This window comes from Nocardia sp. JCM 34519.1 (assembly GCF_020361265.1).
Classification (GTDB): Bacteria; Actinomycetota; Actinomycetes; order Mycobacteriales; family Mycobacteriaceae; genus Nocardia; species Nocardia arthritidis_A.
The window spans coordinates 84,560-110,568 of record NZ_JAIRBR010000018.1; the positions used below are offsets into that span (position 1 = coordinate 84,560).

Annotated in this window: 26 protein-coding genes; 9 read left to right on the plus strand and 17 right to left on the minus strand. The window is 67.9% G+C overall.

Translation table 11 applies throughout. The features are described from left to right. Positions 1-8: 8 nt before the first annotated feature. Both LGY53_RS32905 and LGY53_RS32910 read right to left on the minus strand, forming a co-directional pair. Entirely contained in the window at positions 9-1,946 is a 1,938-nt protein-coding gene (locus LGY53_RS32905; RefSeq protein WP_225730595.1) for a fumarate reductase/succinate dehydrogenase flavoprotein subunit, read from the minus strand. A 1-nt stretch (position 1,947) separates the two neighbouring features. Next, complete coding sequence (locus tag LGY53_RS32910; RefSeq protein ID WP_225730596.1) at positions 1,948-2,628, minus strand: succinate dehydrogenase cytochrome b subunit; 681 nt, start codon at positions 2,626-2,628, stop codon at positions 1,948-1,950. Between the two features lie 200 nt (positions 2,629-2,828). Between LGY53_RS32910 and LGY53_RS32915 the strand changes: the two genes are divergently transcribed. Further along, positions 2,829-3,776, plus strand: coding sequence for a LysR family transcriptional regulator (locus tag LGY53_RS32915; RefSeq protein ID WP_225730597.1), 948 nt, complete (start codon positions 2,829-2,831; stop codon positions 3,774-3,776). Between the two features lie 57 nt (positions 3,777-3,833). Here the strand turns inward: LGY53_RS32915 and LGY53_RS32920 are convergent, their stop codons facing one another. Beyond that, positions 3,834-4,361, minus strand: a complete 528-nt coding sequence (locus LGY53_RS32920; protein WP_225730598.1) for a hypothetical protein — start codon at positions 4,359-4,361, stop codon at positions 3,834-3,836. Positions 4,362-4,429: 68 nt separating this feature from the next. Here LGY53_RS32920 and LGY53_RS32925 point away from each other — a divergent pair, with 68 nt between their 5' ends. Next, positions 4,430-4,834: an NUDIX domain-containing protein gene (locus LGY53_RS32925; RefSeq protein ID WP_225730599.1), complete on the plus strand. Its 405-nt coding sequence runs from the start codon at positions 4,430-4,432 to the stop codon at positions 4,832-4,834. A 107-nt stretch (positions 4,835-4,941) separates the two neighbouring features. Here the strand turns inward: LGY53_RS32925 and LGY53_RS32930 are convergent, their stop codons facing one another. After that, complete coding sequence (locus LGY53_RS32930) at positions 4,942-6,582, minus strand: hypothetical protein (RefSeq protein WP_225730600.1); 1,641 nt, start codon at positions 6,580-6,582, stop codon at positions 4,942-4,944. A gap of 212 nt (positions 6,583-6,794) precedes the next feature. Between LGY53_RS32930 and LGY53_RS32935 the strand changes: the two genes are divergently transcribed. After that, positions 6,795-7,286, plus strand: coding sequence for a hypothetical protein (locus LGY53_RS32935; protein WP_225730601.1), 492 nt, complete (start codon positions 6,795-6,797; stop codon positions 7,284-7,286). An 11-nt stretch (positions 7,287-7,297) separates the two neighbouring features. Here the strand turns inward: LGY53_RS32935 and LGY53_RS32940 are convergent, their stop codons facing one another. The 5 genes from LGY53_RS32940 to LGY53_RS32960 all read right to left on the minus strand — a co-directional run bounded on the left by LGY53_RS32940 (position 7,298) and on the right by LGY53_RS32960 (position 11,768). Continuing rightward, positions 7,298-7,888, minus strand: coding sequence for an ATP/GTP-binding protein (locus LGY53_RS32940; RefSeq protein ID WP_225730602.1), 591 nt, complete (start codon positions 7,886-7,888; stop codon positions 7,298-7,300). Beyond that, on the minus strand, positions 7,869-8,246 hold the full coding sequence (locus tag LGY53_RS32945; RefSeq protein ID WP_225730603.1) for a DUF742 domain-containing protein: 378 nt from the start codon (positions 8,244-8,246) through the stop codon (positions 7,869-7,871). The genes LGY53_RS32940 and LGY53_RS32945 overlap by 20 nt, the downstream gene beginning before the upstream one ends. A gap of 8 nt (positions 8,247-8,254) precedes the next feature. Continuing rightward, positions 8,255-8,662: a roadblock/LC7 domain-containing protein gene (locus tag LGY53_RS32950; RefSeq protein ID WP_225730604.1), complete on the minus strand. Its 408-nt coding sequence runs from the start codon at positions 8,660-8,662 to the stop codon at positions 8,255-8,257. Beyond that, positions 8,663-11,062: a nitrate- and nitrite sensing domain-containing protein gene (locus tag LGY53_RS32955; protein ID WP_225730605.1), complete on the minus strand. Its 2,400-nt coding sequence runs from the start codon at positions 11,060-11,062 to the stop codon at positions 8,663-8,665. It lies immediately after the preceding gene. 106 nt (positions 11,063-11,168) lie between these two features. Continuing rightward, on the minus strand, positions 11,169-11,768 hold the full coding sequence (locus LGY53_RS32960) for a TetR/AcrR family transcriptional regulator (protein WP_225730606.1): 600 nt from the start codon (positions 11,766-11,768) through the stop codon (positions 11,169-11,171). 70 nt (positions 11,769-11,838) lie between these two features. Here LGY53_RS32960 and LGY53_RS32965 point away from each other — a divergent pair, with 70 nt between their 5' ends. From LGY53_RS32965 to LGY53_RS32975, 3 genes are all read left to right on the plus strand, one after another. Then, the gene (locus LGY53_RS32965; RefSeq protein ID WP_374111264.1) at positions 11,839-12,285 is read left to right on the plus strand and encodes a nitroreductase/quinone reductase family protein; all 447 of its coding nucleotides are present in this window, start codon (positions 11,839-11,841) and stop codon (positions 12,283-12,285) included. 86 nt (positions 12,286-12,371) lie between these two features. Further along, positions 12,372-12,956 carry a hypothetical protein gene (locus LGY53_RS32970; RefSeq protein WP_225730607.1) on the plus strand — a complete coding sequence of 195 codons (585 nt, stop codon included), beginning with the start codon at positions 12,372-12,374 and terminating at the stop codon, positions 12,954-12,956. A gap of 144 nt (positions 12,957-13,100) precedes the next feature. Then, on the plus strand, positions 13,101-14,654 hold the full coding sequence (locus tag LGY53_RS32975; protein WP_225730608.1) for a succinic semialdehyde dehydrogenase: 1,554 nt from the start codon (positions 13,101-13,103) through the stop codon (positions 14,652-14,654). A 90-nt stretch (positions 14,655-14,744) separates the two neighbouring features. On the opposite strand, the gene LGY53_RS32980 is transcribed toward LGY53_RS32975, so the two are convergent. The 7 genes from LGY53_RS32980 to LGY53_RS33010 form a co-directional block, all read right to left on the minus strand. After that, positions 14,745-15,149 (minus strand): DUF779 domain-containing protein, encoded by a 405-nt coding sequence (locus LGY53_RS32980; protein WP_225730609.1) that lies wholly within the window; start codon positions 15,147-15,149, stop codon positions 14,745-14,747. Further along, positions 15,149-16,666 carry an aldehyde dehydrogenase family protein gene (locus LGY53_RS32985; protein WP_225730610.1) on the minus strand — a complete coding sequence of 506 codons (1,518 nt, stop codon included), beginning with the start codon at positions 16,664-16,666 and terminating at the stop codon, positions 15,149-15,151. The genes LGY53_RS32980 and LGY53_RS32985 overlap by 1 nt, the downstream gene beginning before the upstream one ends. A gap of 80 nt (positions 16,667-16,746) precedes the next feature. Then, positions 16,747-17,967, minus strand: coding sequence for a transcriptional regulator (locus LGY53_RS32990; protein ID WP_225730611.1), 1,221 nt, complete (start codon positions 17,965-17,967; stop codon positions 16,747-16,749). A gap of 97 nt (positions 17,968-18,064) precedes the next feature. Next, positions 18,065-18,394 (minus strand): hypothetical protein, encoded by a 330-nt coding sequence (locus tag LGY53_RS32995; RefSeq protein ID WP_225730612.1) that lies wholly within the window; start codon positions 18,392-18,394, stop codon positions 18,065-18,067. Between the two features lie 87 nt (positions 18,395-18,481). Further along, the gene (locus LGY53_RS33000) at positions 18,482-18,832 is read right to left on the minus strand and encodes a hypothetical protein (protein WP_225730613.1); all 351 of its coding nucleotides are present in this window, start codon (positions 18,830-18,832) and stop codon (positions 18,482-18,484) included. 69 nt (positions 18,833-18,901) lie between these two features. Continuing rightward, on the minus strand, positions 18,902-20,038 hold the full coding sequence (locus tag LGY53_RS33005) for an alkaline phosphatase family protein (protein WP_225730614.1): 1,137 nt from the start codon (positions 20,036-20,038) through the stop codon (positions 18,902-18,904). Between the two features lie 42 nt (positions 20,039-20,080). Continuing rightward, positions 20,081-20,392 (minus strand): nuclear transport factor 2 family protein, encoded by a 312-nt coding sequence (locus tag LGY53_RS33010; protein ID WP_167474978.1) that lies wholly within the window; start codon positions 20,390-20,392, stop codon positions 20,081-20,083. Between the two features lie 210 nt (positions 20,393-20,602). Between LGY53_RS33010 and LGY53_RS33015 the strand changes: the two genes are divergently transcribed. The 3 genes from LGY53_RS33015 (at position 20,603) to LGY53_RS33025 (ending at position 24,759) form a co-directional block, all read left to right on the plus strand. After that, entirely contained in the window at positions 20,603-21,478 is an 876-nt protein-coding gene (locus LGY53_RS33015) for a TIGR03621 family F420-dependent LLM class oxidoreductase (RefSeq protein ID WP_225730615.1), read from the plus strand. Between the two features lie 35 nt (positions 21,479-21,513). After that, positions 21,514-22,374: a TIGR03621 family F420-dependent LLM class oxidoreductase gene (locus LGY53_RS33020; RefSeq protein WP_225730616.1), complete on the plus strand. Its 861-nt coding sequence runs from the start codon at positions 21,514-21,516 to the stop codon at positions 22,372-22,374. 105 nt (positions 22,375-22,479) lie between these two features. Then, complete coding sequence (locus tag LGY53_RS33025; RefSeq protein WP_225730617.1) at positions 22,480-24,759, plus strand: excinuclease ABC subunit UvrA; 2,280 nt, start codon at positions 22,480-22,482, stop codon at positions 24,757-24,759. 14 nt (positions 24,760-24,773) lie between these two features. Here the strand turns inward: LGY53_RS33025 and LGY53_RS33030 are convergent, their stop codons facing one another. Beyond that, on the minus strand, positions 24,774-26,000 hold the full coding sequence (locus LGY53_RS33030) for a lipase family protein (protein ID WP_225730618.1): 1,227 nt from the start codon (positions 25,998-26,000) through the stop codon (positions 24,774-24,776). Positions 26,001-26,009 lie beyond the last annotated feature (9 nt).

Sequence of the window (26,009 nt, forward strand, 5' to 3'; positions counted from 1 at the left end):
TTGACTCCCTACTTGTAGGACCGGGTGGTCGGGTGGACGTATTCGAAGGTCAATGCCTCGCGGTGCAGGGTGGGCGGTTCGCCGGGGCCGTTCCATTCCCATGCGGCGACGTAGGAGAAGTTGTCGTCGTCGCGGCGCGCCTCGCCGTCCTCGGTCTGGGATTCGGCGCGGAAGTGGCCGCCCGCGGATTCGGTGCGGTGCAGGGCGTCGATGACGATGAGTTCGGCCAGTTCGAGGAAGTCGGCCACCCGGCCGGCGCGTTCCAGCGACTGGTTCAGGTCGTCGCCGGAGCCGGGCACGTTGACCCGCTCCCAGAACTCCGCGCGCAGGGCGGGGATGAGGGCGAGCGCCTTGCGCAGGCCCGCCTCGGTGCGTTCCATACCGCAGTACTCCCACATGAGGTGGCCGAGTTCGCGGTGGAAGGAGTCGACCGTGCGGTCGCCCTTGATCGAGAGCAGCCGGTCGATCATCGCGGTGACCCTGCCCTCGGCCGCCGCGACCGCCGCGGCCGGCACCTCCCCGACGGGGCCGCGGGCGAGATAGTCGCCGAGGGTGGTGGGCAGCACGAAGTAGCCGTCGGCGAGGCCCTGCATCAGCGCCGACGCGCCGAGCCGGTTGGCGCCGTGATCGGAGAAGTTGGCCTCGCCGATCACGAACAGTCCGGGGATGGTGGACTGCAGGTCGTAGTCGACCCACAGGCCGCCCATCGTGTAGTGCACGGCGGGGTAGATGCGCATGGGCATCTCGTAGGGGTTCTCGCCGGTGATCCGCTCGTACATCGTGAAGAGGTTGCCGTACTTGGCTTGCACCGCGTCCAGGCCGAGGCGTGCGATCGCGTCGGCGAAGTCGAGGTAGACGCCGAGCCCGCCGGGTCCGACGCCGCGTCCCTCGTCGCAGACGTTCTTGGCCGCGCGGGAGGCGATATCGCGCGGGACCAGGTTGCCGAAGGCGGGGTAGATGCGTTCGAGGTAGTAGTCGCGTTCATGCTCGGGGATATCGCCGGGCCTGCGGTGATCGCCCGCCTTGGCGGGCACCCACACGCGTCCGTCGTTGCGCAGCGATTCCGACATCAGCGTCAGCTTCGACTGGTGTTCGCCGGAGACCGGGATGCAGGTGGGATGGATCTGGGTGAAGCACGGGTTGGCGAAGTACGCGCCGTGCTTGTGCGCACGCCATGCCGCGGTGACGTTGGAGCCCATGGCGTTGGTCGACAGGAAGTAGACGTTGCCGTATCCGCCGGAGGCCAGCACCACCGCGTCGGCGGTGTGCGAGGTGATCTCGCCGGTGATCAGGTCGCGGACCACCACACCGCGGGCCGCGCCGTCGGCGATGATCAGGTCGAGCATTTCGTGGCGGGCGTGCAGTTCGACGGTGCCCGCGTCGACCTGCCGCATCAGCGCCTGGTAGGCGCCGAGCAGCAGCTGCTGCCCGGTCTGGCCGCGAGCGTAGAAGGTGCGCGAGACCTGGGTGCCGCCGAAGGAGCGGTTGTCCAGCAGGCCGCCGTATTCGCGGGCGAACGGCACGCCCTGGGCGACGCACTGGTCGATGATCTGGGTGGAGATCTCGGCGAGGCGGTGCACATTCGATTCGCGGGACCGGTAGTCGCCGCCCTTGACGGTGTCGTAGAAGAGGCGGTGCACGCTGTCGCCGTCGTTGCGGTAGTTCTTGGCGGCGTTGATGCCGCCCTGCGCGGCGATCGAGTGGGCCCGGCGCGGGGAGTCCTGGAAACAGAACTGGATGACGTGGTAGCCCTGCTCGCCGAGGGTCGCGCCGGCCGAGCCGCCGGCCAGCCCGGTGCCGATGACGATGACCCGCTTCTTCCGCTTGTTCACCGGGTTGACCAGTTTGGCCTCGAATTTGCGGGTGGTCCAGCGTTCGGCGATCGGTCCGGCCGGGGACTTGGTGTCGGCGATCGGTGCGCCGGTGTGGAAGAGGTTGTCGCTCATGTTATTTCACCCATCCGACGGTGACGGAGATCGGGACGGCCAGGAATCCGGCGACCAGCAGCACGGAGACGGCGGCCGCGAGCAGGTCGTAGCGGTGGCCGTTGCCCAGGCCGAGTGTCTGGAAGGCGCTGCGGATGCCGTGCCGCAGATGCAGGCCGACCAGGAGCACGGCGGCGAGATAGAACAGCGTGATGTACCAGTGCGCGGGCTGGAAGTCGGCGACGACCTTCGCGTACGGGGTGGCGCCCGCACCACCGGGGTTGACCGCGCCGACGGTCAGGTCGAGCAGGTGCCAGACGATGAACAGCGCGATGACGATGCCGCCGTAGCGCATGGTGTAGACGGCGTAGCCGTTGGCGTGCGACTTCCTTTTGGCCGCGTACTTGACCGGCCGCGCGCGAATTGCGGTGCGGGCCAATGAAATCGCCGACCACATGTGCAGCAGCACGCTGGCGCCGAGCACGATCTCGACGCCGGTGAGCAACCAGCGGTGCGGGATCGCGGGTTCGCCGATGGTGCGCAACCAGTCGGCGTAGTGGTCGAAGGTCGCCGCGCCCAGGAAGATCTTCAGGTTCCCGGCCATGTGGGCGACCAGGTAGAGCACGAGGACGGTGCCGGTCACCGCCATGACGGCCTTCTTCCCGACCGTCGAGCGGTACAGCACCGGAATTGCGATAGCCACCAGCGGAAAGTACGTCCGGGCCGTTCGGCGGGTCCAAGTCCGCGGCGGACTGGTCTCGATGGCCGTGGTCTATGACGGCAGCTGTCGCGGTAATTACTACGGCCTGTAGGGAATTCGCGGAGTGAGGGCTTTCACAGGCCCGGCGTGATGGTCGTCTCGGGAATCGAGATTCCCGGCTCGATAGCCGTACGTTATCGACTGTGCAGTTGCAGCAGTTGTCGTATTTCCTGGCCGTCGCGCGGACCAGACATTTCACGCGGGCGGCCGAGGTGCTCGGTGTCGCGCAGCCCTCGCTGTCCAAGCAGATCCGGGCGTTGGAGACCGAGCTCGGTGCGGCGCTGTTCAGCCGGGCCAGGGGCAATATCACGCTGACACCGGCAGGTGAGGCGCTGTTTCCGCTGGCGAACCGGATTCTGGCCGATGTGGATACCGCGCGGCGCGAGGTGCAGGAATTGGCGGGGTTGCGGCGCGGGCGGGTCCGGGTGGGGGCGACGCCGTCGCTGTCGTCGGGTTTGCTGGCCGATGTGCTGCGACGCTTCCGCGACACCTATCCCGGAATCGAATTGCTGGTAGAGGAGAGCGGCTCGCGGGATCTGGTGCGGGAGCTGACCCGCGGCGCGCTCGACCTGGCTTTGGTGATCCTGCCGCTGGCCGACGACACGCCGCTGGTCACCGCCCCGATCCTGCGGGAGGACCTGATGGTCGCCGCGCGGGCGGGTGCGCTGCCGAATCGCCGGTATCTTCGGATCACCGATCTGCGGGATCGTCCGCTGGTGATGTTCCGGTCGGGTTACGACCTGCGCGAGGCGACGATCAAGGCGTGCCGCAGCGCCGGGTTCGAACCGCGTTTCGCGGTGGAGGGCGGGGAGATGGACGCGGTGCTGCGGTTCGTGGAGGTGGGTCTCGGGGTCGCGGTGGTGCCGAGCATGGTGCTGGCCGGACGCCCCGCATTGCGCGGCATCCCGCTGTCGATCGACGGCGGCTCACCCGGCCTGCACCGCACGGTCGCGCTGGCCCACCGCAAGGATGTCGCGCCCACCAACGCCGCCACCGCCTTCCGCGCGACCCTCGAGGGTTTCCTCATCGAGGCGGCCGCCGACACCAGCCTGCCCGCCGGTGTCGAATCGCTGGTCGTCACCGGCGGTTGAGCGCCGAATCCGCAACCAGCAGGGCGCCTTTCGGGGATGTCCTAGATCGGCGACAGCTCATTCCTGTTCGATGGCCACCGGGTGGCCCCCGCCTTTCGCATGGCCTTTACCGTCGCCGCGAACGCGGTAATGCCTGGCGATCGGGATTTCTTCCGACCACGCGATCCGCAGGGTTTTCGTGGTCGAGCATTGGTTGTGCCAGTAGACGGTCGTGGTCCAGGGGCCGGGCTTCCACGACCATGAGAAGCAGCCGGATTGGCCCCGGTGCATGGAGTCGAGTTGGGCCGGGTCGGGCTCTGCCGGGTCGGATGGATCCGCCGAATCGGTCGGCTCGGTTGGCTGGGTCGGCTCGGTCGATTCGGTCGGCCCGGTTGGCTGCGCCAGCGCTGTCGGCGCCAGGGCGATCGTTGTCGCGAGGACGGGGGCGGTCAGCAGTATCGTCATGAGCTTGCTTGTCGACGACATGGTCGGATTCCTCGTCTGTCGGGTCCGGAGGGGAAATGGCCTGAGCAGGCCGGTAATTGAGGTGGTCAGCGAGCTGACCGGAATAACGGTATCGATCGAGCGAGCGGCCGGTATTCCCAAAGCTGAGTAGCTGGCGCGCCGTTCGGGTCGGTGGCTCGGACCCCGGCTGCGCCGATTACGCTGCGCGGGTGGCACTGACCGAAACCGAGTTGATCGATACCGTGGCGTGGGTGCGGATCGAGTCCGGGCGGATCCTGTGCGCGCGGCCGCGCGGCAAGGATGTGTTCTATATTCCCGGCGGGAAACGCGAAGGGGCGGAGACGGATCTGCAGACGCTGCTGCGGGAGATCGAGGAGGAGCTGACGGTGTCGCTGCTGCCGGACACCGTCGCACACGTCGGCACCTACGAGGCCCGCCACGGCGCGCGGACATTGGTGCGGATGAGCTGCTACACCGCCGACTATCGCGGAACCATCGCCGCCAGCAGCGAAATCGAGGAGCTGGCGTGGTTCGGGTACGCCGACCGGGCGGCGGTGCCGCCGGTGGACCAGCTGCTGTTCGACGACTTGGTCGCGGCGGGCCGACTCGACTGAGACCTGCCGCCGGAACCTCGGCCACCGCGGTGCACTGTATCCGCGAGCGATTTCGGCGACAGCGCCGGGTACGGCGGAAAAGCGCTGTACACCAACTCTTTTCGCTGTCAGATCGGGAGGGCGCCGCGGCGTAGGAGGTGGCGAAGCGAGCGCGGTACGGCGAGTACTCCCGTGCCTACGACCGTGGTGTGGGGGCCGAGGGATTGGAGGTCTATCGACAATCGCTGTGCCACCGAATGTGCTCCGAAGACCAGATCCTGATCCCGATTTGTCGCGTAATCGTCATTCCGGTCGGTTCGGGCGTAGTCGGGCTCCTCGCCTTCAGGAGGTAGGCGATCGTCGCCGGCGCGCTCGTCCAGCACGGCCGCATATGCCGCTGCCCGATCCCGGTCTTCCTGCGCCGAGCAAGGCACCAGAGTGTTGGCCTCGATCCACTCGTTCAGCTCGCCGAGTGAGTCCACGGGATCGTCTTCCTCGCACCGGTAGACCCAGACGTCGTCGGAAGACACACAGTGCATGCTGATTTCGCCGTCTCGGGCGATGCACCACTGGCTCGACACGAACTCGCCATAGCTGTATTCGCCGAAGCTTTCGTACCAGTGCGCGATTCCGAACCGCTGGCTCAATTGCTCCATCCGCCGATACATCGCGTACCGGCTCTGTATCGAGGTCGAGCCAGGCGTCGCCGCGCCGAGCGCGTCATTGCAGAAGACCAGGGTCCACCCGTCCAGTGCCGGTGTGACGAACACTTCCGGGTACCGGTGGCCGCGCGGCCCGTACATGGTTGCGTCCCACGGCCACGCGAATCCCATGCGCATCGTCGCGGGAACCGGATCGGTGAGGTCGAGCGCGTCCAGGACCGCGGCCTGATCGGTGGTCCGCAACGCATACCACGCTCCGTCCGGAATCCCATCCCGCGGTTCGGGTTCCTCGATCCGTTGCTTCATCCGGATCAACCGCCGCAGGATCAGCAGATCCTCCGCGGGGATGTGCTGCCACCCGAATTCGGCGAGCACAGTCAGTGCCGCTCGCCGCATGGACGGATTCGACCGGCGCACCGACCGCAGGAGATCGACTGTGCCCAGGCCCGAACGATACAGTGCCCGCATCGCGTCCTGTCGAACCGATTCGAACGAACTACCAAGCAGCGCAACAACAACGGGCAGGTGCCTGCATTGGTGCGTGGTCTCGGCGCCGCACTTCCACGGCAAATACGGGCATTCGATGGGCGAGGCCGGCAGCTCGGGTGGGATCTCGGGCAACCGAGTCGAGGCGGGTAGGCCGAGCGTGACCAACAGTCGCGCGGCCAGCTCATCGCTCGCCGCATCCGTCAGCGCTTCGAGCAAGCGGTCGACGTCGATCGGCCTGCGCAGTACCTCGATGCATTCCGGCCAGGCATAGGCGAAACGTTCGTCGGCCAGCAACCCCAGCGCCATCGTGACGAGCGGCCGGTTGTAGCTGCGGGTGTCCACCCAGCGCACTCGGGTTCGAACCACCGGATCCGTGTCGGTCAGCAGCGTCCGGAATTGTTCGATGTCGAGATGGTTGATCACCACACCGAAAAAGCCATCCCGGGTGCTGTCGTCGACAATCAGATCCAGGGCATCCCATGTCTGTCGCCGGATCAGCGGATCGGCATCGGTGGCCAGCATTCTCACCTCGTCCAGTGACCCCGGCATTACCGACCACCAGTCCCGCGGATATTCGGCAAGCAGAAACCGCAGACTGTCCGAGTCGAGCTTTATCACCGTCGCAACATTACGGACCGTATCCGACAACAACGATGCCCAATCGGCCCCACCGCGGGTCGAGATCTCTACTGCGCCGGTGAATTTCGGGATGAAGCAGATCAGTGGGCCGGCTCCTGGCGGCTGTTGGGCTGCTCAGCTGATCGGATAGTCGATGCTCCGGCGTCGCGGTGAATTCCAGCCGGGCAACCTCGTCGGTTACGGTCGGCGGCGTGATCACTGTGGTTCGCTTGCTGAGGTTGGCAGGGTACGCGTTACTCGCGCTGCCGTTCGCGTTCGCATTGCCGATGGCGCGGTCGGAGCGCCGGATGCTCGGCGAATTCGGTGGCGCCGACGATATTTCGGCATGGCGTGCGATCGTGCATTCGGTGCTGAGCGGCATCGTCGGCCTGTTGAGCTGGTTTCTGGCGTTCCTGGCCGTGTTGGGGTTCACCCGCGGCGCACTGTATCCGCTGATCGCCGACCACGACTACCAGAATTCCTGGGGCGGGCCGACTTTGGCGGGCGCGTGGGCGGTACACGCGCTGCTCGGTGTGGGATTGTTCCCGCTCTGGGTGCTCCTGCTGGCCGGAATCGGCTGGTACCAGGTGCGTTTGCTGCGCGCGTGCCGCGGGCGCGGCGGGTGGTGGCCGATTCCGGTGGCGGTGCTGCTGGCGGTGGGCGGCGCGTTGTTCTTCGACGCGTGGCTGCATCAGCTGAACTGAGCGCCCCCGCGCTACGTGGCGACCGGGGCGCGGCCCGCGCGTTCGATGAGGTGCTCGACCAGGCTCATGAGGACGGCTTTGGCCGATTCGCGGTTGCGGGCGTCGCACAGCAGTACGGGGGTGTCTGGGTCGAGGTCGATGGCTTCGCGGACTTCGGCGACGGTGTATCGGGGTGCGCCGTCGAAGCAGTTGACGGCCACCAGGAACGGCAGGCCGCGGCGTTCGAAGAAGTCGACGGCGGCGAAGGAGTTGCCGAGCCTGCGGGTGTCGGCGAGCACGATGGCGCCGAGCGCGCCGCGGGCCAGTTCATCCCACAGGAACCAGAACCGGTCCTGGCCGGGTGTGCCGAACAGGTAGAGCACCAGGTCGCGGTCGATGGTGATGCGGCCGAAGTCGAGCGCGACCGTGGTGGTGGCCTTCTGTTCGACGCCGGACAGGTCGTCGACGCCGGTGCTGAGTTCGGTGATCAGCTCCTCGGTGCGCAGTGGCGCGACCTCGCTGAGTGAGGACACCATGGTGGTCTTGCCGACGCCGAATCCGCCGGCGATGAGGACCTTGACCGAGGCGGCCAGGTGTGGGGGGTCAAAGTTTTCGGATGCCATCCAGTACCGCTCGCAATACGTTGAGATCGCCGGGTCCGGCCTCCGGCTGCACCGGAGCGCGGAAGGTCAGGTGTCCCTCGCCGATGAGGTCGCCGACGAGGATCTTGGTCACCACCAAGGGCAGTTTGAGGGCGGCGGCCACCTCGGCCACCGTTTGGGGTTCGCGGCACAGCCGGAGGATCTGCGCGTATTCGGGTTCGGCGCGGCGCAGGGTCGGCGCCCGGTCGGCGACGACGACCACGGTGAGCATGTCCAGGTCGTGGCCTGCTCCGATGGTGCGTCCCCTGGTGACGGCGTACGGCCGGACCAGGGGGCCGGCCGCTTCGTCGAACCAGGGCTCACCCAAGCGACGCGTCATGGTGGTTCCTACAATTCGGCGAGTCCGTGCCGGGGGCTGGTGGACAGATAGGTGCCGACCCGCTGCACGGTGAGGTTCATCTCGTAGGCCACCATGCCGAGGTTGGCGGTTTCGGCGGCCTGCAGTGCCAGGCAGGCGTTATCGCCCGCGGAGGTGACGAACAGGACCGCGCGGTCGAGTTCGATGACGGCCTGGCGCACGCCGCCGCCGTCGAAGCGGCTGCCGGCGCTGCGGGCGAGTCCGTACAGGGTGGACGACATGGCGGCGAAATGTTCCGCGTCCTCACGGTTCATGGTGGAGGAGCGGCCGAGCAGCAACCCGTCGGTGGACAGCACCACCGCCTGGCGGACACCGGCGAGCCGGTCCACCAGGTCGTCGAGTAGCCAGTTGAGATCGCCTGCGCTGGAAGTGGACACTTAGCCTTCCTGTTCGTCCGGGGCCGTGCTGCCGTTGGCCGGGAATGTCGTGTCGGACAGCGGCTTCCGGCCCTGGCGGGTTCCGTTCTCGATGGCGGACATGAGGTCTCTGGCTTGTTCGGCCGAGCGCGCACGTTCGGGTCTTTCGGTGGCGGCCGGCTGTGGGTCGGCCGGGTCCGCCAGCTGTGGAGCGAGACTAGCCTGCCGGTTGCGACGCGGCAATGCCGGTCGGCCGTCGGGTGTCGTGGTGGGCGTCCCGTTTGTTCCGGAATCGTTGCCCGGCAACGGGTTCGGCGGGTCGGCGAGCAGGGTCGCGGCGGGTGTCGCGGCGACGGCGGGTTCGGCGGTGAACGGCGCGGTTCCGAGTGCGGCCTGCGGTGCGGGTTGCGGGCGGCGGCCCGGGTCGGTGAGTTCGAGTGGCGTGAAAGCCGTTGCCTCCCCGGCCAACAGCGCCGAGGGGATGAGGACGATGGCGCGGATGCCGCCGTAGTCGGAGTCGACCAGCCGCACCTGCACGCCGTGCCTGGTGGCGAGTCTGGCGACGACGAACAGGCCGAGCCGGGAGTCGGCCGACAGTGCCGCGACACCGAAATCGGGTGGGTCGCTCAGCATTTCGTTGACGCGCGCCTGTTCGGTCCCGGGCATGCCCATGCCCTGGTCGGTGATCTCGACGACGACGCCCTTGCCGACGATATTGCCCGACACCTCGACCCGTGACTGCGGCGGGGAGAAGGCGGTGGCGTTGTCGAGGAGTTCGGCGAGCAGGTGGATGAGGTCGGCGACGACACCGCCGGCGACCTGCACCTCGGGTAGGCGGGCGGCGCGGACCCGGGCGTAGTCGAGGGTTTCGCCGATGGCGCTGCGCACCAGGTCGACGAGGGGGACGGGGTTGCGCCACTGGCGGCCCGGTCGCCCGCCGCCGAGGATGATGAGGTTTTCGGCGTTGCGGCGTTCTCGGGTGGCGAGGTGGTCGAGCCGGAACAGGGTGTCCAGCAGCGCCGGATCCTCTTGGCGCCGTTCGGCTTCGTCGAGGATCTCGAGTTGCCGGTGCACCACGATCTGGCTGCGGTGGGCGATATTGAGGAAGACCGCGCGCACGCCTTCGCGGGTGCGGGCCTCGGCGACGGCGCCCGCGACGGCGGCGGCGTGCGCGTGCTGGAATGCCTTTGCCACCTGGCCGATTTCGTCGTGGCCGTAGTCCAGGCGCGGGGATTCGGCTGTGGGGTCGATGGTTTCGCCGTCGCGCAGCCGCTGCATCATCTCGGGTAGTCGTTCGTCGGCGAGCAGCAGGGTTTGGCCGCGTAGTCGCTTGAGCCGCCGGATGATCCGGTTGGCCAGCAGGACGGAGACGAGGAAGGCGGCGAGGCTGACCGCGACGACGCCCGCACCGGCGTAGAGGGAGCTTTCGATATTGTCGGCGGCCTTGTCCTCGGCCAGTTTCTGGGTGGCCTTGTTCTGGGCGATCCAGGTGTCGATGAGTTTCTTGTTGACCTCGGTGGCGGCGTTCTGCCATTCGGTGATGCTCATCGGCAGCGGCGGCAGTGGGTCGGACTGTTTGCCGCTCTTGCCGGTCGACGCCGGGTTGGCCGCGGCATTGGCGGCGGCGTTGGCCTGCACGGTGGTGCGTTGCGCGATGGCATTTTCCATGGCGGTGAGCTGCTGGAAGGCGGGGCTGGTGGTGATGGCCTTGGTGCCGTCGTGCTGCAGTTCGTCGAGTTCGGGTGCGAGGTAGGCGATTTCGGTGTGGTAGAAGCCGGCCTGGCGCAGGAATTCCTCCAGCGGCACCAGTCCCTGACCGTTGCCGTTGACCAGCGCGAGGCCCAAAGCGTTGCTGCGGGACATGGATTCGGTGACGTAGAGGATTTCCATGCCGGTATTGATCTGGTTGGTGATCTCGGCGTCGGGCGCGGTCTGTTCGGCGATGCGGGTGCCGACCTGGATGACGTCGAGCAACCGGTTGTAGAAGTTGTAGGCGTCCAGCGCCGGGAGCAGGCCCGCGTCGACCTGGGTGCGGATCGCGGTCATGCTCTGGGCCAGGGTGCTGAAGCCCGCGACGTTGTCGCCGATCTTCTCCGAATCCAGGCTTTGCAGGCCGCCCGCGGCCTGGACGAGCCCGCGCAGCGCGGCGTCGAGGCGGACGCGGGCGGCGGCGAGCGCGGGGCCGACGGTGTCGTCGCCGGCGAGTTGGGCGAGGGTGAGCTGGCGTTCCAGCTGGACCGCCTCGAGCAGTTCGCGGGTGTTGGGGACGGCTTTCTGCATTTCGGCGGCCCACTGTTTGGCGTGGTAGCCCTCGGCCACCAGATATCCCGCCGCGCCCACGCCGACCACGAGCAGCGTCAGGCTCGGGACGAGCGCGATCGCCAGTATCCGCGTGCGGACACCGAGCCTCGCTCTGAACATTCGCCGAACGTAACAGAACGGGTTCCACATACCGACCCGTCGATTACCCGTGTCCCATTGAGCGAGACCGGATTTGACTTTTCCCGAGCGGCGGTGCCGATGAGTTTCATTGTTTCAGCAACGAACCCGCCAGGCGCTCGGCGGTTTCGGCGTCCAGCGGGGTGCGGGCGACGGTCAGGCGGTACCAGAGAACGCCGTAGACCTGGTCGATCACCAGTTCGCGGTCGGTGTCGGCGGCCAGCTCGCCACGGGCCTGCGCCCGCTCCAGGATTCGATGCAGAACGCCGCGGCGATCACGCGCGAACGCGGCGAGCAATTCCGCGGTGGCGGAATCGGATTGGGCCTCGGCGAGGACGGCGCGCAGCAGGGTTGCGGCGGGTGGCGCGGCCGCCGCGGCGAAGGTGGCGGTCAGGAAGATTTTCAGGTCTTCGGCGAGTGTGCCGGTATCCGGGGCGGGGGCGCCCTCGCGTGCCCATTCGGCCATCGCCTCCAGCAGCAGCATGCCCCTGGACGGCCACCAGCGGTAGATCGTATGCCTGCTCACGCCCGCCGCGGCGGTGATGTCGCCGATGGTCACGGTGGTGCCGCGCCGCGCGAGCAGATCGGTCGTCGCGGTCAGGATCGCTTGCCGGGCAGCGTCGTTGCGACGGCGTCCGGTGTGGGGGCGAAGCTTCGGGTTCGGCGGCACGGATGCCAGCTTAGCCATTGACGGAACTTCCAGTACCTACAACAATTGTCGGCACTGACAGTTCCGACAAGAATCGAGGTCGCGGCAGATGATCGGACGTTCGAAATCGACCACCCCCGAACGGGATTCGGCAACGGTGAAGCGCAGACGCGTCGGCTGGTATCACCGCCGCATCGCCAACCCGCTGATGCGCCATGTGGTCGGCTACCTGCCCGGTCAGGCCCTGCTGGAGACGAACGGCCGCCGCAGCGGGTTACCCCGCCGCACACCGGTCGGCGGTCGCCTGGTCGGCGGCTCGTTCTGGCTGGTCAGCAACCACGGGTATGCCAGTGACTACGTGCGCAATATCCAAGCCGATCCCCGTGTCCGCCTTCAGATCCGCGGCCGCTGGCATACGGGCACCGCCCACCCGCTGCCGGACGACGACGCCCGCGAACGCCTACGTCGGCTGCCGCGCTTCAACAGCTGGAACGTCCGCGTGCTCGGCACCGACCTGCTGACCATCCGCATCGACCTCAGCGCCGACCAGCGGTGAATATGCCGCAGGGGCAATGAGATTCGACGGCCCGGGCGGCTTTGCACGGTGGCGCGCGCCTGGGATCGATATCTAGTGTTCTCGCCATGACATCGCAGGCGCCCGATGGGGTGCTGTTCGACGGGGACGAGTTCGCGGTGACCGCGATCGACGGCACGGGCCTGTTCGACCCGGTCGCGCACGGCCTCGAGCCGAGGGCATTCAGCACAGGCTGCTACCGCGGCTACGTCTGCGAATACGCCGTCGTCGAGCAACGGTTGGTCCTGCGGGAGCTCGAACTCGGGTCGACGGATGAACCGGCCCGGCTCGCTGGCGTACAACCAGAGCGGGATCGCGACGGATGGTCCTCCGGATGGTCCTGGCATTACCGGGGGCTGGATATTCCGGTGGCTTTCACCGGGCGCCTGCTGATCGGGCGCGGCGACATCCCGAACCGCCCGTATCTGCACATGGGATTCTGGCCGGCCTGGATGTACTGGGAAGTCCACGAACTGACCTTGCGGACCGGGATGCTGCTGTCCGCGGTGGACTGCTCGGCGGCGGTGGCCGCGACAAGGGCGGACATCATCGAGACGGCCGCCAGGCCCGCGCCGGGCGAATCGACCGAGGACTGGATCAGACGCACCTTCTCCCTGACATACGACTACAGCTGGCCAGGGCGACGCGACTGACCCGACAGTCGAATGTCCTGAGGAATTCCCGAGCCGCCGGACATCGGGCAGTTCCCGCCGATCCGCCCCGCGGACGATGTGTGGGCGGCGGGCTGGGGCGTATGTTGTGTGTATCTCTCGGTTACTGACAAGTAGGAGGCAACGATGCCGGCGCCGGAACCCGCCGTTTTCGACCGTCTGAGCGCGCTCGCGGCGATCGACGATCCGAAGGCGCGCCAGAGCAGGACCATCGCCGAGACCTTCACCGGGCGGGCGCTGGGCGAGGTACCGGTGGGCACCGCGGACGATGTCGAGGCCGCGTTCGCGAAGGCCCGTGCTGCGCAGGCGCGTTGGGCCGCGCGCACGCCGCGGGAGCGGGCTCAGGTGTTCGAACGCTATCGGGCGTTGATCGTCGAGCAGCGCGAATACCTGATGGATGTGGTGCAGGCCGAAACCGGCAAGGCGCGCTGGGCGGCCCAGGAGGAGATCATGGGCCTGATGTTCGCGGCCCGCTACTTCGCCAGGGTGGCGCCCGGCCTGCTGGGGACCGAGAAGGTGACGGGCGCGTTCCCGGTGTTGAACCGGGCCACGGTGCATCATCAGCCCAAGGGGGTGGTCGGGGTGATCGCGCCGTGGAACTATCCGATGCTGCTGTCGGTGGGCGATTCGATCCCGGCGCTGCTGGCCGGTAACGCGGTGGTGGTGAAACCGGACAGCCAGACACCGTATTCGTCGCTGGCCAACGCCGAACTGCTGTACCGGGCGGGGCTGCCGCGGGATCTGTTCGCGGTGGTGCCCGGCGCGGGCACGGTGGTGGGTACCGCGATCGTCGACGCCTGCGACTATCTGATGTTCACCGGCTCCTCCGACACCGGCCGCACGCTGGCCGAACGATGCGGGCGGCGGCTGATCGGGTTCTCCGCCGAGCTGGGCGGCAAGAATCCGATGATCGTCACCCGCGGCGCCGATCTGGGCAAGGCCGCCAAGGCGGCGGTGCGCGCCTGTTTCTCCAACGCCGGGCAGCTGTGCATCTCCATCGAACGGCTGTATGTGCAGCGCGCGGTCGCCGACGAGTTCACCGAGAAGTTCGTCGCCGCGGTGAACGCCGCGAAAATCGGTGCGGCATACGACTATTCGACCGATATCGGCAGCCTGATCTCGGCGGCGCAGCTGGAGACGGTGGCCAAACATGTCGCCGACGCCACCTCCAAGGGCGCGCGGATCCTGGCGGGCGGCAAGGCGCGCCCGGAGCTGGGCCCGCTGTTCTTCGAGCCGACGGTGCTGGCCGAGGTGACCGACGAGATGGAGTGCGGCCGCGACGAAACCTTCGGCCCGCTGGTGTCGATCTACCCGTTCGACGATGTCGAGGAGGCGATCCGGCTGGCCAACGACACCGAATACGGGCTGAACGCGAGCGTGTGGGCGGCGAGCAAGGCCGACGGCGAGGCGATCGCGGCGCGCCTGCACGCCGGAACCGTCTGTGTCGACGAGGGTTACGCGCCCGCGTGGGGCAGCACCGCCGCCCCGATGGGCGGTATGGGCATCTCCGGTGTCGGCCGCCGCCACGGCCCCGACGGTCTGCTGAAGTTCACCGAACCGCAGACCGTCGTGGTCACCCGGTTCCTGAATCTCGATGCGCCCCCGGGATTTTCGCAGGACAAGTGGCAGCGTTTCCTGATGACGGTCGCCCGCAGCCTGCGTTTCCTGCCCGGTCGCTGAAAGAGCTGAAAGAGACGTCCGCCAGGTGGGTCTGCGTGCCACCTGGCGGACGCCGTCGCCGGTTCGTCTGTGTGCCTGGGCTCCCAGTACCTAGGTCATACGATCGGCGCCGGTGCGTGGCGGGGGTGCAGCCGCCAGCGCCTCGGTCTCCGCGTCGGTCAACAGCCGCGACCGGATGATGAAACGCACACCGTCCGGCGCTTCGAGCGAGAAGCCGCTGCCGCGGCCGTCGACGACATCCACCGTGAGGTGGGTGTGTTTCCACAGTTCGAATTGGTCGGCACTCATCCAGAATTCGGTGTGCCAGGGCAGATGCCCGAGCAGCACGTCGGCGGCGCCGACCCGGAATTCCTTGGCGGGGAAGCACATCGGTGAACTGCCGTCGCAGCAGCCGCCGGACTGGTGGAACAGCACGGGGCCGTGCTGCTCGATCAGCCTGCGCAGCACGGTGCGGGCGGCGTCGGTGAGGTCGACGCGATGGATGCGCTGGTGCATCAGAAGAATCCGAGTTTCGCCGGGGAATAGCTGACCAGCAGGTTCTTGGTCTGCTGATAGTGCTCCAGCATCATCTTGTGGTTCTCCCGGCCGATGCCGGACTTCTTGTATCCGCCGAACGCGGCGTGCGCCGGGTAGGCGTGATAGCAGTTGGTCCAGACCCGGCCGGCTTTGATCGCGCGGCCCATCCGGTAGGCGGTGGAGATGTCGCGGGTCCAGACGCCCGCGCCGAGCCCGTAGAGGGTGTCGTTGGCGATGCGCACCGCTTCCTCGACGGTGTCGAACCGGGTCACCGCGACCACGGGTCCGAAGATCTCCTCCTGGAAGATCCGCATGGTGTTGTCGCCCTCGAAGATGGTCGGCTGGATGTAGTACCCGCCGGGCAGGCCGTCCACCTTGCGTGCTTCCCCTCCGGTGAGTACGCGGGCGCCTTCCTGCCTGCCGATATCGATATAGGACAGGATCTTTTCGTATTGGTCGTTGCTGGCCTGCGCGCCGATCATGGTGGTGTCGTCGAGTGGGTTACCTCCTTGGATGGCCTTGGTGCGTTCGATACAGCGGGACAGGAATTCGTCGTAGATCGACGAGTGGATCAGCGCCCGCGACGGGCAGGTGCACACCTCGCCCTGGTTGAGGGCGAACATGACGAACCCTTCGACGGCCTTGTCGAGGAAGTCGTCGTCGGCGGCCATGATGTCGGGCAGGAAGATGTTGGGGCTCTTGCCGCCCAGTTCCAGACTCACCGGGATGATGTTCTCGCTGGCGTACTGCATGATGAGCCGACCGGTGGTGGTCTCGCCGGTGAAGGCGACCTTCGCCACCCGCGGGCTGGAGGCCAGCGGTTTACCCGCCTCGACACCGAATCCGTTGACCACGTTGAGGACTCCGGGCGGCAGCAGGTCGGCGATGAGCTCGACCACCAGCAGGATCGACGCCGGGGTCTGCTCGGCGGGTTTGAGGACGACGCAGTTGCCGGCGGCGAGGGCGGGTGCGAGTTTCCACGCCGCCATCAGGATCGGGAAGTTCCACGGAATGATCTGGCCGACGACGCCGAGCGGTTCGTGGAAGTGGTATGCGACGGTGTCGGCGTCGATTTCGGCGATGCTGCCCTCTTGCGCGCGGATCGCGCCGGCGAAGTAGCGGAAGTGGTCGACGGCCAGCGGCAGGTCGGCGGCGAGGGTTTCCCGGACGGGTTTGCCGTTGTCCCAGGTTTCGGCGACGGCGAGCGGTTCGAGGCTGTTCTCCAGCCGGTCGGCGATCTTGTTGAGGATGTTGGCGCGTTCGGTGACCGAGGTGGCGCCCCAGGCCGCGGCGGCGCGGTGCGCGGCCTCCAGCGCCATATCGACGTCGGCGGCGGTGGAACGCGGTACCGCGCAGAAGGTTTCGCCGTCGACGGGGGACGGGTTGTCGAAGTAGCGTCCCTCGATGGGGGCCGCCCAGTCCCCGCCGATGAAGTTGTCGTAGCGGGTGGCGTAGCTGACGATGCCGGTTTCGGACCCCGGTTTGGCGTAGATCATGGCGGTCGCTCCTCGGGCGGACATCTCCTGACGGGGGTCACTATGGACCGCCGAGGTTGGTGCGAGGTTGGTGCCGGTGTTCAGGAGCGCAGCGCGGTGTGCAGGCGGGCGGTGACGACGGCGCGGCGCACGTCGTCGGCGGGCAGCAGGCGCAGCGCGTGTTCGTGGATCTCGATATCGCCGGGTGCGCGTTCGCCGAAGGTGATGGCGTGTTCGGCGCGGTCGCTGGCCAGGACCGCGTTGCGGACGCCGACGTCGAGGTGGGCCCGCCATTCCACGACGCCGGGTGTGTCGGAGCCGGGCAGCAGCGGACCCCGGTACAGCCATACCGCGGAGGTGGTGTCGCCGGCGGAGATGGCGGCGAGCAGGTCCACCGCGTCGCAGGAGATGGGTCCGGTGAGCATGTACCGGCGCGGCGCGATTTCCCCGCCGGTGGCCCGGCGCAGGTGGGACACATCGGCTTTGAGGGTGCTCGCGGAGACGGTGCGGTCGCCGTAGACGGCGGCGTGCAACTGTTCGGGGGTGAATCCGTCGGGCGCCAGCGCGAGCAGGGTCAGGATCTCGAGTTGCCGCGGCGGCAGCGGTATGGGGCGGCCGTCGCGCAACAGCCTTGTCGCGCCGAGACATTCGAGCCGGACGCCGGGGGTCGGTGCGGGCGCGGAGGCGCGCAGGATGGTTTCCACGGCGGTGACCAGCGCCCGCACCGTCGACATCACCAGCGGATGTGAGCGTTCCCAGGTGCTGGACAGGTCGAGCACGCCGAGGGGGCGGCCGTCGGGTCCGTGGATGGGCACCGAGTAGCAGACCCAGCCGTGCAGGGCGGCGACGAGGTGTTCGGCGGCGAAGACGGTGGCGGGTTTGTCGGTGTGCAGGGCCAGCGATAAACCGTTGGTGCCCATATGGCTTTCGTCCCAGCAGCCGCCGGGCGCGAAGTTCACCGCCTCGGCGTGGCGGCGCAGCGCGCGATCGCCGCGCGACCACAGGATGGTGCCGTCGGTGTCGCTGACCACGGCCAGGTAGCCGGAATCCTCGGCGATACCGCGCAGTTGGTCACCGATCTGGGTGATCGGTTGGCGCAGCGGCGATTCGGTCCAGCGGGCGCCGATATCACCGACGCCGGGTGCGACGGTGGTGGCCGGGTCGACGGTGTGCAGCGACCGCTCCCAGGATCGGGCCACCTCGGTGCGCAGCAGGGAGGTGGTGCGCGGTGGCCGGGCGGCGAGATTCGGTGTCGCGGCCCAGCGTTCCCATTCCTTCTCCAGTTCGGCGCGCTGCCGGGTGAGGGTGCGCACGGGTGCCACCTCGCAAACCCCATCGTCGTTGTGAACTCGGTTTCGCTCTCTCATGATGGCGTATGCAGGGGGGCGCTGCGGGGGTTTTACCGGGACGGGTTCCGTTTTACTTCTTGATGAAAATCCCTGCCACGTCGGCGTTCTTGATCGGGGTGTCGGCGTTGGCCTGTACGCCGCACAGCACGCCGACCGAGGCCATCGTCAGATCGACGACGGTGCCCGCGGGTTCGTGATCGTCGTTGGTCTGCTGTTTGACGAATTTGGTGATGGTGACGCGCTGGGTGTCCTGATCCTGTTTGACGTATTCGCTGCACGGGGTGTCGCCGCCGCGGTTGAGCGCGGTCTTGACCTCGGAACACCCGGTGAGCGCCGCCGCGATCGCGGCGCAGAGCAGTACGGCGGCGCGGGTTCGCGGGCGCGGGAAGTCTCGCGTCATCCTGGTTTGTTCCTCGGGGTCGGTCGGACGGGTCGCCTCAGCCTATGTCAGTGCCCGGTGCACCGGCCGACCAGGCGCGCCGGCCGTCTACCCGGCCGCCTTTGCCGACCAACCGTAGTAGGTGCCTGAAGTACCCCACGGCACAACGGCACTGGGTGCACCGGTGCAGTCTTTGGACGCATACACCAGGACGTTCCGTGTGCCGAGGTTGTGGAAGTCGATGTCACGCGGGAAGCCAGTGGCCCAGCACGAATCCAGATGGCTCCGCGCGGGCGTGTCGCCGCCGACGATGACCTCTTCCGGCGGGTTGCCGACGATGATCACTTCCAGGTTCAGGAACCCGGACGAGTCGGTCGGGACGGCGGAGGCGGCGGGAGCCGCTACCGCAATCGCGGTGGCGGCGAAAGCGCCGATAAGGCAGTGAATTCCGTGTCTCACAGGGCGATGCTACGTGGGCTGATCCGATCACTTACCCGAAGTCTTCCCTCGGGTGGGCCGAACACCGAATCAGGCGCGGAAGGTGCGTAGCGGGACGTTCATCTCGGCGGCGGTGAGCGAACCGTGGTGTGCGGCAAGGGCGGATTGCAGGGGTTCGACGCCGGTGCGCACGACGCCGCGGCTGCCGTGCGCGACGACGACGAGATCGCCGATGCGGTCGGCGACGTGGGTGGCGACGGCCGGGCCGAACCAGCCGCGGGCGATGGCGGCGTCGCGGGTGAGCACCTCGAAGTCGGCGCCGAGGGTGGCACGCCAGGTGTCGGCGACATCGGCGGCGGCGCCGTCGCGGGTGTAGACGTGGCGGGCGCGGGCCTCGCCGCCGAGTTGGGCGACGCCGTCGCGCAGGGCGACGGTGGTGTCGAAGTCGACGCGGTCGGTGAGCGCGACCATGCCGTGGTCGGCGGTGACCACGAGAACCGCGTCGGGCGGCAGGTTTTCGGCGATATCGGCGGCGAGCCGGTCGACGTGGGTGAGTTCGTGACGCCAGGCCGGTGAATCGGGGCCGCGCATATGCCCGGTGGTGTCCAGGTCGGGGTGGTAGGCGTAGACGAGGGCCCGGTCGCCGTCGCGGATGGCGGTGGCGACCTGGGCGATCAGGTCGCCGTCGGACACCTTGGCGCGGAATACGCAGCCGCGCAACACCGCTCTGGTCAGCCCGGAGTCGGCCTGCCCGCGCGGCGCGACCTGGGTGACGGCGACACCGTCGGCGGCGGCGCGTTCGAAAACCGTTGGGGTGGGCTGGAACTGCTCGGGCACCAGGCGGGCGCGCTGATCGGTGCCGTCGCCGTGCAGCCGCCAGGCCAGCGGTGCGAGCGGTTTGTCGTGGCCGGGCACCCGGAACAGGTAGCCGACGATGCCGTGCGCGCCGGGCGGGACGCCGACGCCGAACGAGGCCAGGCTGGTCGCGGTGGTGCTGGGGAAGCCCGCGGTCATGGTGGCGGGGGCGAGGCCGGACAGGAACGGCGCCGCGGCCGGATGCGCGGCCAGCGCGTCGGCGCCGAGTCCGTCCACCAGCAGCACGCAGATCCGGCGCGCGGTCAGGCCGAGGCCGAGCCGGTCGGTTTCACCGGGCACGCCGAGGCAGGCCAGCAGGGACGGCAGCAGATCCGCGAGTGACCCGGTGCCGTAGCGGGGCGCGACGAACACGTGCGCAAGATATCAGTCCGGGCGTCGGCGGGTGGGATGTGTTCAGGCCTGGCCGGTTTCGAATCGGCTGATCTTGCCGTCGCGCACGGTGAACCGCCAGGCGGTGCGCATGGAACCCCAGCGCGAGTTGGTGTAGTCGGCGACGAGTTCGGTGCCGCCGGGGCCGACGGATTCGACGTTCATCCGGCCGTTGGCGCCGAAGATCTCCGAATCGGTCCATTGGGCGAGGTTGCGTTCGACGCCGTCGTCGGACATGGTGGCGTCGTCGGTGAGCGTGGCGAAGAAGCGGTCCGGATCGTTCTGGTTGAGCGCCTCGACGAACTCCTGCACCGCGGGATCTAGCTGTGTGGCCATCGGTTAACCCTCTCGTATCTGGTGAAACGACATCGGGCGACATACAGCGAACACTCGGCGACCACTCTATTGCACAGTTGGTCACTCGGCCTGTTTTGGCGTCACGGCGCGGCTTTCGGTAGAACCACGAGGAATTGGGTTCAGGCCTTGTCCGGACGGTGACGTCACTGTGACATGGCGGGATGGCGTGTCTCAGGGTAGAACGGCGGCATGACTGTGCGGTCGTTCCGGTTCGGGGTGAATATGACGGTGCCCGAGTCACGGGCCCGGTGGATCGAAAAGTGCCGTAGGGCCGAGGAATTGGGTTACGACGTGATCGGCGTGGCCGATCATTTGGGGATGGCGCCGCCGTTTCCGGCGATGATCCTGGCGGCGGAGGCCACCGAGCGGGTCCGGTTGACCACGTTCGTGCTGAATGTGCCCTTCTACAACCCGGTGCTGCTGGCCCGGGATGCGGCGGGTGCGGACCTGTTCACCGACGGCCGGATCGAATTGGGTTTGGGTGCCGGATATGTGAAGGCCGAATTCGACGCGGCGGGTATCGCGTTCGAATCGGGGCGGCGACGGGTCGAACAACTCGCCGAGACGGTGGTGACGCTGCGGAAGTCGTTCACGGGTGCGGGATTCCAGCCGCATCCGGTGCAGCCGGACGGCCCACCACTGCTGATCGCGGGCTGGGGTGAGCGGCTGCTGCGGCTGGCCGCCGAGCACGCCGACATCATCGGATTCACCGGCGCGGCCAGCGCCGCGGACGGCCACGGCCTGCGCATCGCGGGCCCGTCGGAGTTCGACGCACGCGTGGCATATCTGCGCGGGCTGCTCGGCGGACGCGATGTCGAGCTGAATGTGCTTGTGCAGCGGGTGATGTCGCGGGACGAGCAGCAGGAGTTGCTGCGCCAGCACGCCGCGCTGCTGCTCGCGGAACTGGTCGAGCATCCGGGTGAGTCACCGATCTTCCTCACCGGCTCCCCGGCCGAGATCGCGGAACGGGTGCGTGAACATCGGGAACGGTTCGGGTTCAGCTACATCACGGTCCTCGAGGACAGCATGGAACGATTCGCGCCGGTGATCGAGCTACTGCGATGACGTCACAGTGACGTCGGCCGGGGTATAGAAGACACGTGACGGTGGCGCGTGATTTCCGGTTTGGCGTGACGATGATGGTCGCCGAATCGCGGTCGCGGTGGCGTGAGAAGTGCCGCCGGGCCGAGGAATTGGGGTTCGACGTGATCGGAGTGTCCGATCATCTCGGCACCCGGCGGCCCGCGCCGTTCCCGGCATTGCTGGCGGCGGCGGAGGCGACCGAGCGGGTGCGGCTGACCACCTTCGTGCTCAATGCCGCCTTCTACACTCCGGCGCTGCTGGCCCGCGACGCGGTGACGCTGGATCTGTGCACCGACGGCCGGGTGGAGCTGGGTTTGGGTGCGGGCTATGTGAAAGCCGAATTCGACGCCGCGGGTATCCCGTTCCGGACCGGCGGGCAGCGAGTGGCGCATCTGGCCGAGGTGGTGACCGGGCTGCGGTCGGCGTTCACCGGCACGCCGCCGCGGATTCTGCTCGCGGGCTGGGGCGACCGGCTGCTGCGGTTGGCCGCCGAACAGGCCGATATCGTCGCGCTGCCGGGCGCGTCGGCCGTGCACGACGGCGGCCGGTTGCGGTTGGCCGGGCCCGGGGAACTGGATGCGCGCATCGCCTATGTGCGCGGGCTGCTGGGTGCACGCGCGGCGACGGTGGAGTTCAACAGCATGATCCAGCGGGTCGCGGGCCCGGGCGAACGGTCGGGACTGCTGGACCGGTATGCCCGGATCTTCGACCCCGAATTGGTGGCGGCGCCGGAGGAGATGCCGACGCTGCTGCTCGGCACGCCGCGCGAGATGGCGGCGCGGGTGCGCGAGCGCGCCGACCGCTACGGGTTCACCTATTTCACGGTGCTCGAGGATGCGATGGAGACGTTCGCGCCGGTGCTCGAGCTGCTGCGTTGAACGCGGCGTTGCACAGGCGCGAGGGCGATAGACAACCGACAGTTATGTGATTTGCGTCACACTTACGCCCGCATTTTGCGGGTACGGGATGGCATGGTTGTCGGCATGCCATTCACCGATGCCACCGTCCCCGACGTGATCCGCGTGCTGGGGGCCAGCGAGCACAACCTGCGTGACGTGTCGCTCGATATCCCGAAGAACAAGATCACCGTGTTCACCGGGGTGTCCGGCTCCGGGAAGTCCTCGATCGTGTTCGACACCGTCGCCGTGGAGGCGCAGCGGCAGCTGTACGCGACGTTTCCGGCGTTCATCCTGAATTTCCTGCCCCGCTACGAGCGACCGCACGCGGAGGCGATCGACAATCTGACCGCGCCGGTGATCATCGATCAGCAGCCGGTGGGCGGCGGCCCGCGCTCGACGGTGGGCACGATGACCGATATCTATTCGATGGTGCGGGCCATGTTCGCCCGGTTCGGCAGCCCGTCGGCGGGGTTCGTCTACCACTATTCGTTCAATGTGCCCCAGGGCATGTGCCCGGAATGCGACGGACTGGGTGTGACGGTGCGGGTGGATCCGGACCGGCTGGTGGATCGCACCCGTTCGCTCAACGAGGGCGCGATCCTGCTGCCGGGCCACGGTCCAGGCGGCAACGAGTGGAAGTTGTACGGCGAGTCGGGGCGTTTCGATCCGGACAAGAAGCTGGCCGATTACACCGCCGAGGAATTCCACGATCTGCTCTACGGCAGCGGCGGCACGGTGGAGTTGACCTTCGCCAAGGGCACCTGGAAGGCGAATTATGAAGGGGTGGCGGCGAAATTCACCCGCACCCGGCTGCAACGCGACACCTCGGCGTTGAGCGAGAAGACGCGCGAGCAGATGCAGCGGTTCCTCACCGAGGGTGTCTGCCCGTCCTGTGCGGGCGCCCGGTTGAACGCCGCGGCGCTGGCCACCCGGATCGACGGCCGCAATATCGCCGACTGGTCGCGGATGCAGATCACCGATTTGATGACGGTGGTGGCGGGAATCACCGATCCGGCGGCACGCGGGCTGGCCGACGCGATCGTGGCCGCGCTGGGCCGGGTCGCCGATATCGGGCTGGGCTATCTGAGCCTGGACCGGCCGACGTCCACCCTGTCCGGCGGTGAGGGGCAGCGGTTGAAGATGGTGAAGCATCTGTCCAGCACGCTGATCGGGTTGACCTACATCTTCGACGAACCCAGCGTCGGATTGCATCCGCGCGATGTCGGCCGGTTGAATACGCTGCTGCGGGCGTTGCGGGACAAGGGAAATACGGTGCTGGTGGTGGAGCACGATCCCGATGTCATCCGGATCGCCGACCATATCGTCGATGTCGGGCCGCGCGCGGGCGTGCACGGCGGGCGGATCGTCTTCCAGGGCGGGTTCGCGCAGCTGCGGGCCGCCGACACCCCGACCGGGGCGGGGCTGCGACGGCCGTTCGCGGTGAAGACGCGGTTCCGGGAACCGCGGGGCGAGTTGCTGATCGAGCATGCGGACGTGCACAACCTGAAGGATGTGACGGTCGGCATCCCGGTGGGTGTGCTCACCGCGGTGACGGGGGTCGCCGGGTCGGGGAAGAGCAGTTTGATCCGGGATGTGTTCGTGCGCCGGTATCCGGAGGCGATCTTCGTCGACCAGTCCGCGATCGGTGCGTCGTCGCGGTCGACGCCGGCCACCTATCTGGGGTTGCTGGATCCGATCCGGAAGCTGTTCGCCAAGACCACGGGGCAGTCGGCCGCGTTGTTCAGCTTCAATTCGGCGGGCGCGTGCAAACAGTGTGAGGGGCGCGGGGTGATCGTCACCGAGATCGCCTATATGGATCCGGTGACCACGCACTGCGACGCCTGTGACGGCCGCCGGTTCTCCGATGACGTGCTCGCGCATACGGTGCGCGGCGCTTCGATCGCCGATGTGCTGGCGATGTCGGCGGAGCAGGCGCTGGAGTTCTTCGCGGAGAAGGCGATTCATGCGAAGTTGCGCACGATGAACGAGGTGGGTCTGGAGTATCTGAGCCTGGGCCAGGCGATGAGCACGCTGTCGGGTGGTGAGCGGCAGCGCATCAAGTTGGCGACCCAACTGGGGAATGTCGGCAGTGTGTATGTGTTGGACGAGCCGACCACCGGCCTGCACATGTCGGATGTGGATACGCTGCTCGGTCTGTTGGACGGTTTGGTGGATCGCGGCAATACGGTGGTGGTGATCGAACACAACCTGGATGTGGTGGGTCACGCCGACTGGGTGATCGATCTGGGGCCCGACGGCGGCAAGGACGGCGGGGAGGTGGTGTTCACCGGGACTCCTGCCGAGTTGCTGACCCACCCGACCTCGCTGACCGGTGAGTATCTGCGGAAATACAAGGCCGCGTAGGGTTTTCGCGGAGGTCAGACGGTGCGGCCCAGCCAGCGGTCGATCTGGTCGAGCCCCGCGGGCAGCGCCGAGCAGGTGAAGTGTTCGCAGGGGAATTCGTTGAGCACCACCGACGCGCCGCCGGCCACCCATTCCCGGGCGAGGGTTTCCGCGCCCTCGACCGGGATCCACTGGTCGAACCGGCCGTGCCACAGGTAGATCGGCATGGTCGGGATGAGCCCGCCCGCGCGGGTTTCCCGCAGGATCTGTTTGGCGATCGGTGTTTCGTACGGGTCGACCTTGGTGAACAGCGATAGCGACAGCGGCACCGGCTCGGGGATCAGGCCGAGCGGGGCCGCGCTGGCGCAGAAGTTCTTGATCAGCCGCACTCCGGCGGCGCCGAGGTCGTTGACCAGGTCCAGGGCGCCGGGGGTGACGCGCGCGACCCCCACCACCGCCATCAGATACAGCACGGAGGCGGGGGTCCGGCCGTCCATGGTGGCGCGGGTGAGGCCGAGGTCGGCGGGGGTGCCGCCGGCGGCGGCGCCGCGCAGCACCAGGTCCGGCGCGTATTGCGGTTGTAGTTGCGCGGCCCAGACGGTGGCGGTGGCGCCGCCGCTGTAGCCGATCATCGCGGCGGGGCTGCCGTCGAGTCCGGCGGGCGGGAAGTGCAGTGCGGCGCGCAATCCGTCGAGTACCTCGCGGCCCATGGTCGGTCCGTGCGCGTAGGCCATTTCGGGTCCCTGGTAGTCGGTGATCACCACCGCGTAACCGCGCCACAGCAGTTGGCGGGTGATGTCGGGGATCTCGAGTACGAGGCCGTGCACGAATTCGTAGGACGGGTTGCATTTCAGGCCGAGGCTGTCGATGGCGTAGTTGTCGGCGACCACCCGCCCGTTCCACTCGAGGGGTTTGAGGATGGTGGTGACCGAGGCCTCGGGGGCGCCGTCGGCGGCGGTGGTCCGGAACCAGGCCTGCCAGGCCTGGAAGGTGGCGGTCAGTTTCAGCGGCGCGGTGACGGTGATGGCGCGGCTGGCCAGGATGGTGCTGTTGGGGAGGTCGTCGAGTACGCCGTCGGTGTGCGGCGCGGCGGTGGCGCGGGTGGGGAACTTCAGGTCGAGGAAGGCGTCCCCGGTCGGGTCCGGGTACAGATCACTGGCCTGGACGGGGTCGGCCCCGGCCGGGGTGGCGGCGAGCACCAGCAACAGCAGTGCAGCGATGGCCGACCACGCGCGCCACGGCCGACGGGGCAGGAGGGTCACGCTCCGACG

Excerpts from the sequence above, each read along its gene's own strand:
- LGY53_RS32980 (WP_225730609.1), bottom strand. The coding sequence starts at position 15,149 with ATGCACCAGCGCATCCATCGCGTCGACCTCACCGACGCCGCCCGCACC.
- LGY53_RS33010 (WP_167474978.1), bottom strand. The coding sequence starts at position 20,392 with ATGGCCACACAGCTAGATCCCGCGGTGCAGGAGTTCGTCGAGGCGCTC.
- LGY53_RS32940 (WP_225730602.1), bottom strand. The coding sequence starts at position 7,888 with ATGGCATCCGAAAACTTTGACCCCCCACACCTGGCCGCCTCGGTCAAG.
- LGY53_RS32965 (WP_374111264.1), top strand. The coding sequence starts at position 11,839 with ATGATCGGACGTTCGAAATCGACCACCCCCGAACGGGATTCGGCAACG.
- LGY53_RS32960 (WP_225730606.1), bottom strand. The coding sequence starts at position 11,768 with ATGGCTAAGCTGGCATCCGTGCCGCCGAACCCGAAGCTTCGCCCCCAC.
- LGY53_RS32905 (WP_225730595.1), bottom strand. The coding sequence starts at position 1,946 with ATGAGCGACAACCTCTTCCACACCGGCGCACCGATCGCCGACACCAAG.
- LGY53_RS32985 (WP_225730610.1), bottom strand. The coding sequence starts at position 16,666 with ATGATCTACGCCAAACCGGGGTCCGAAACCGGCATCGTCAGCTACGCC.
- LGY53_RS33025 (WP_225730617.1), top strand. The coding sequence starts at position 22,480 with ATGCCATTCACCGATGCCACCGTCCCCGACGTGATCCGCGTGCTGGGG.
- LGY53_RS32975 (WP_225730608.1), top strand. The coding sequence starts at position 13,101 with ATGCCGGCGCCGGAACCCGCCGTTTTCGACCGTCTGAGCGCGCTCGCG.
- LGY53_RS32945 (WP_225730603.1), bottom strand. The coding sequence starts at position 8,246 with ATGACGCGTCGCTTGGGTGAGCCCTGGTTCGACGAAGCGGCCGGCCCC.
- LGY53_RS32995 (WP_225730612.1), bottom strand. The coding sequence starts at position 18,394 with ATGACGCGAGACTTCCCGCGCCCGCGAACCCGCGCCGCCGTACTGCTC.
- LGY53_RS32970 (WP_225730607.1), top strand. The coding sequence starts at position 12,372 with ATGACATCGCAGGCGCCCGATGGGGTGCTGTTCGACGGGGACGAGTTC.
- LGY53_RS32955 (WP_225730605.1), bottom strand. The coding sequence starts at position 11,062 with ATGTTCAGAGCGAGGCTCGGTGTCCGCACGCGGATACTGGCGATCGCG.
- LGY53_RS33015 (WP_225730615.1), top strand. The coding sequence starts at position 20,603 with ATGACTGTGCGGTCGTTCCGGTTCGGGGTGAATATGACGGTGCCCGAG.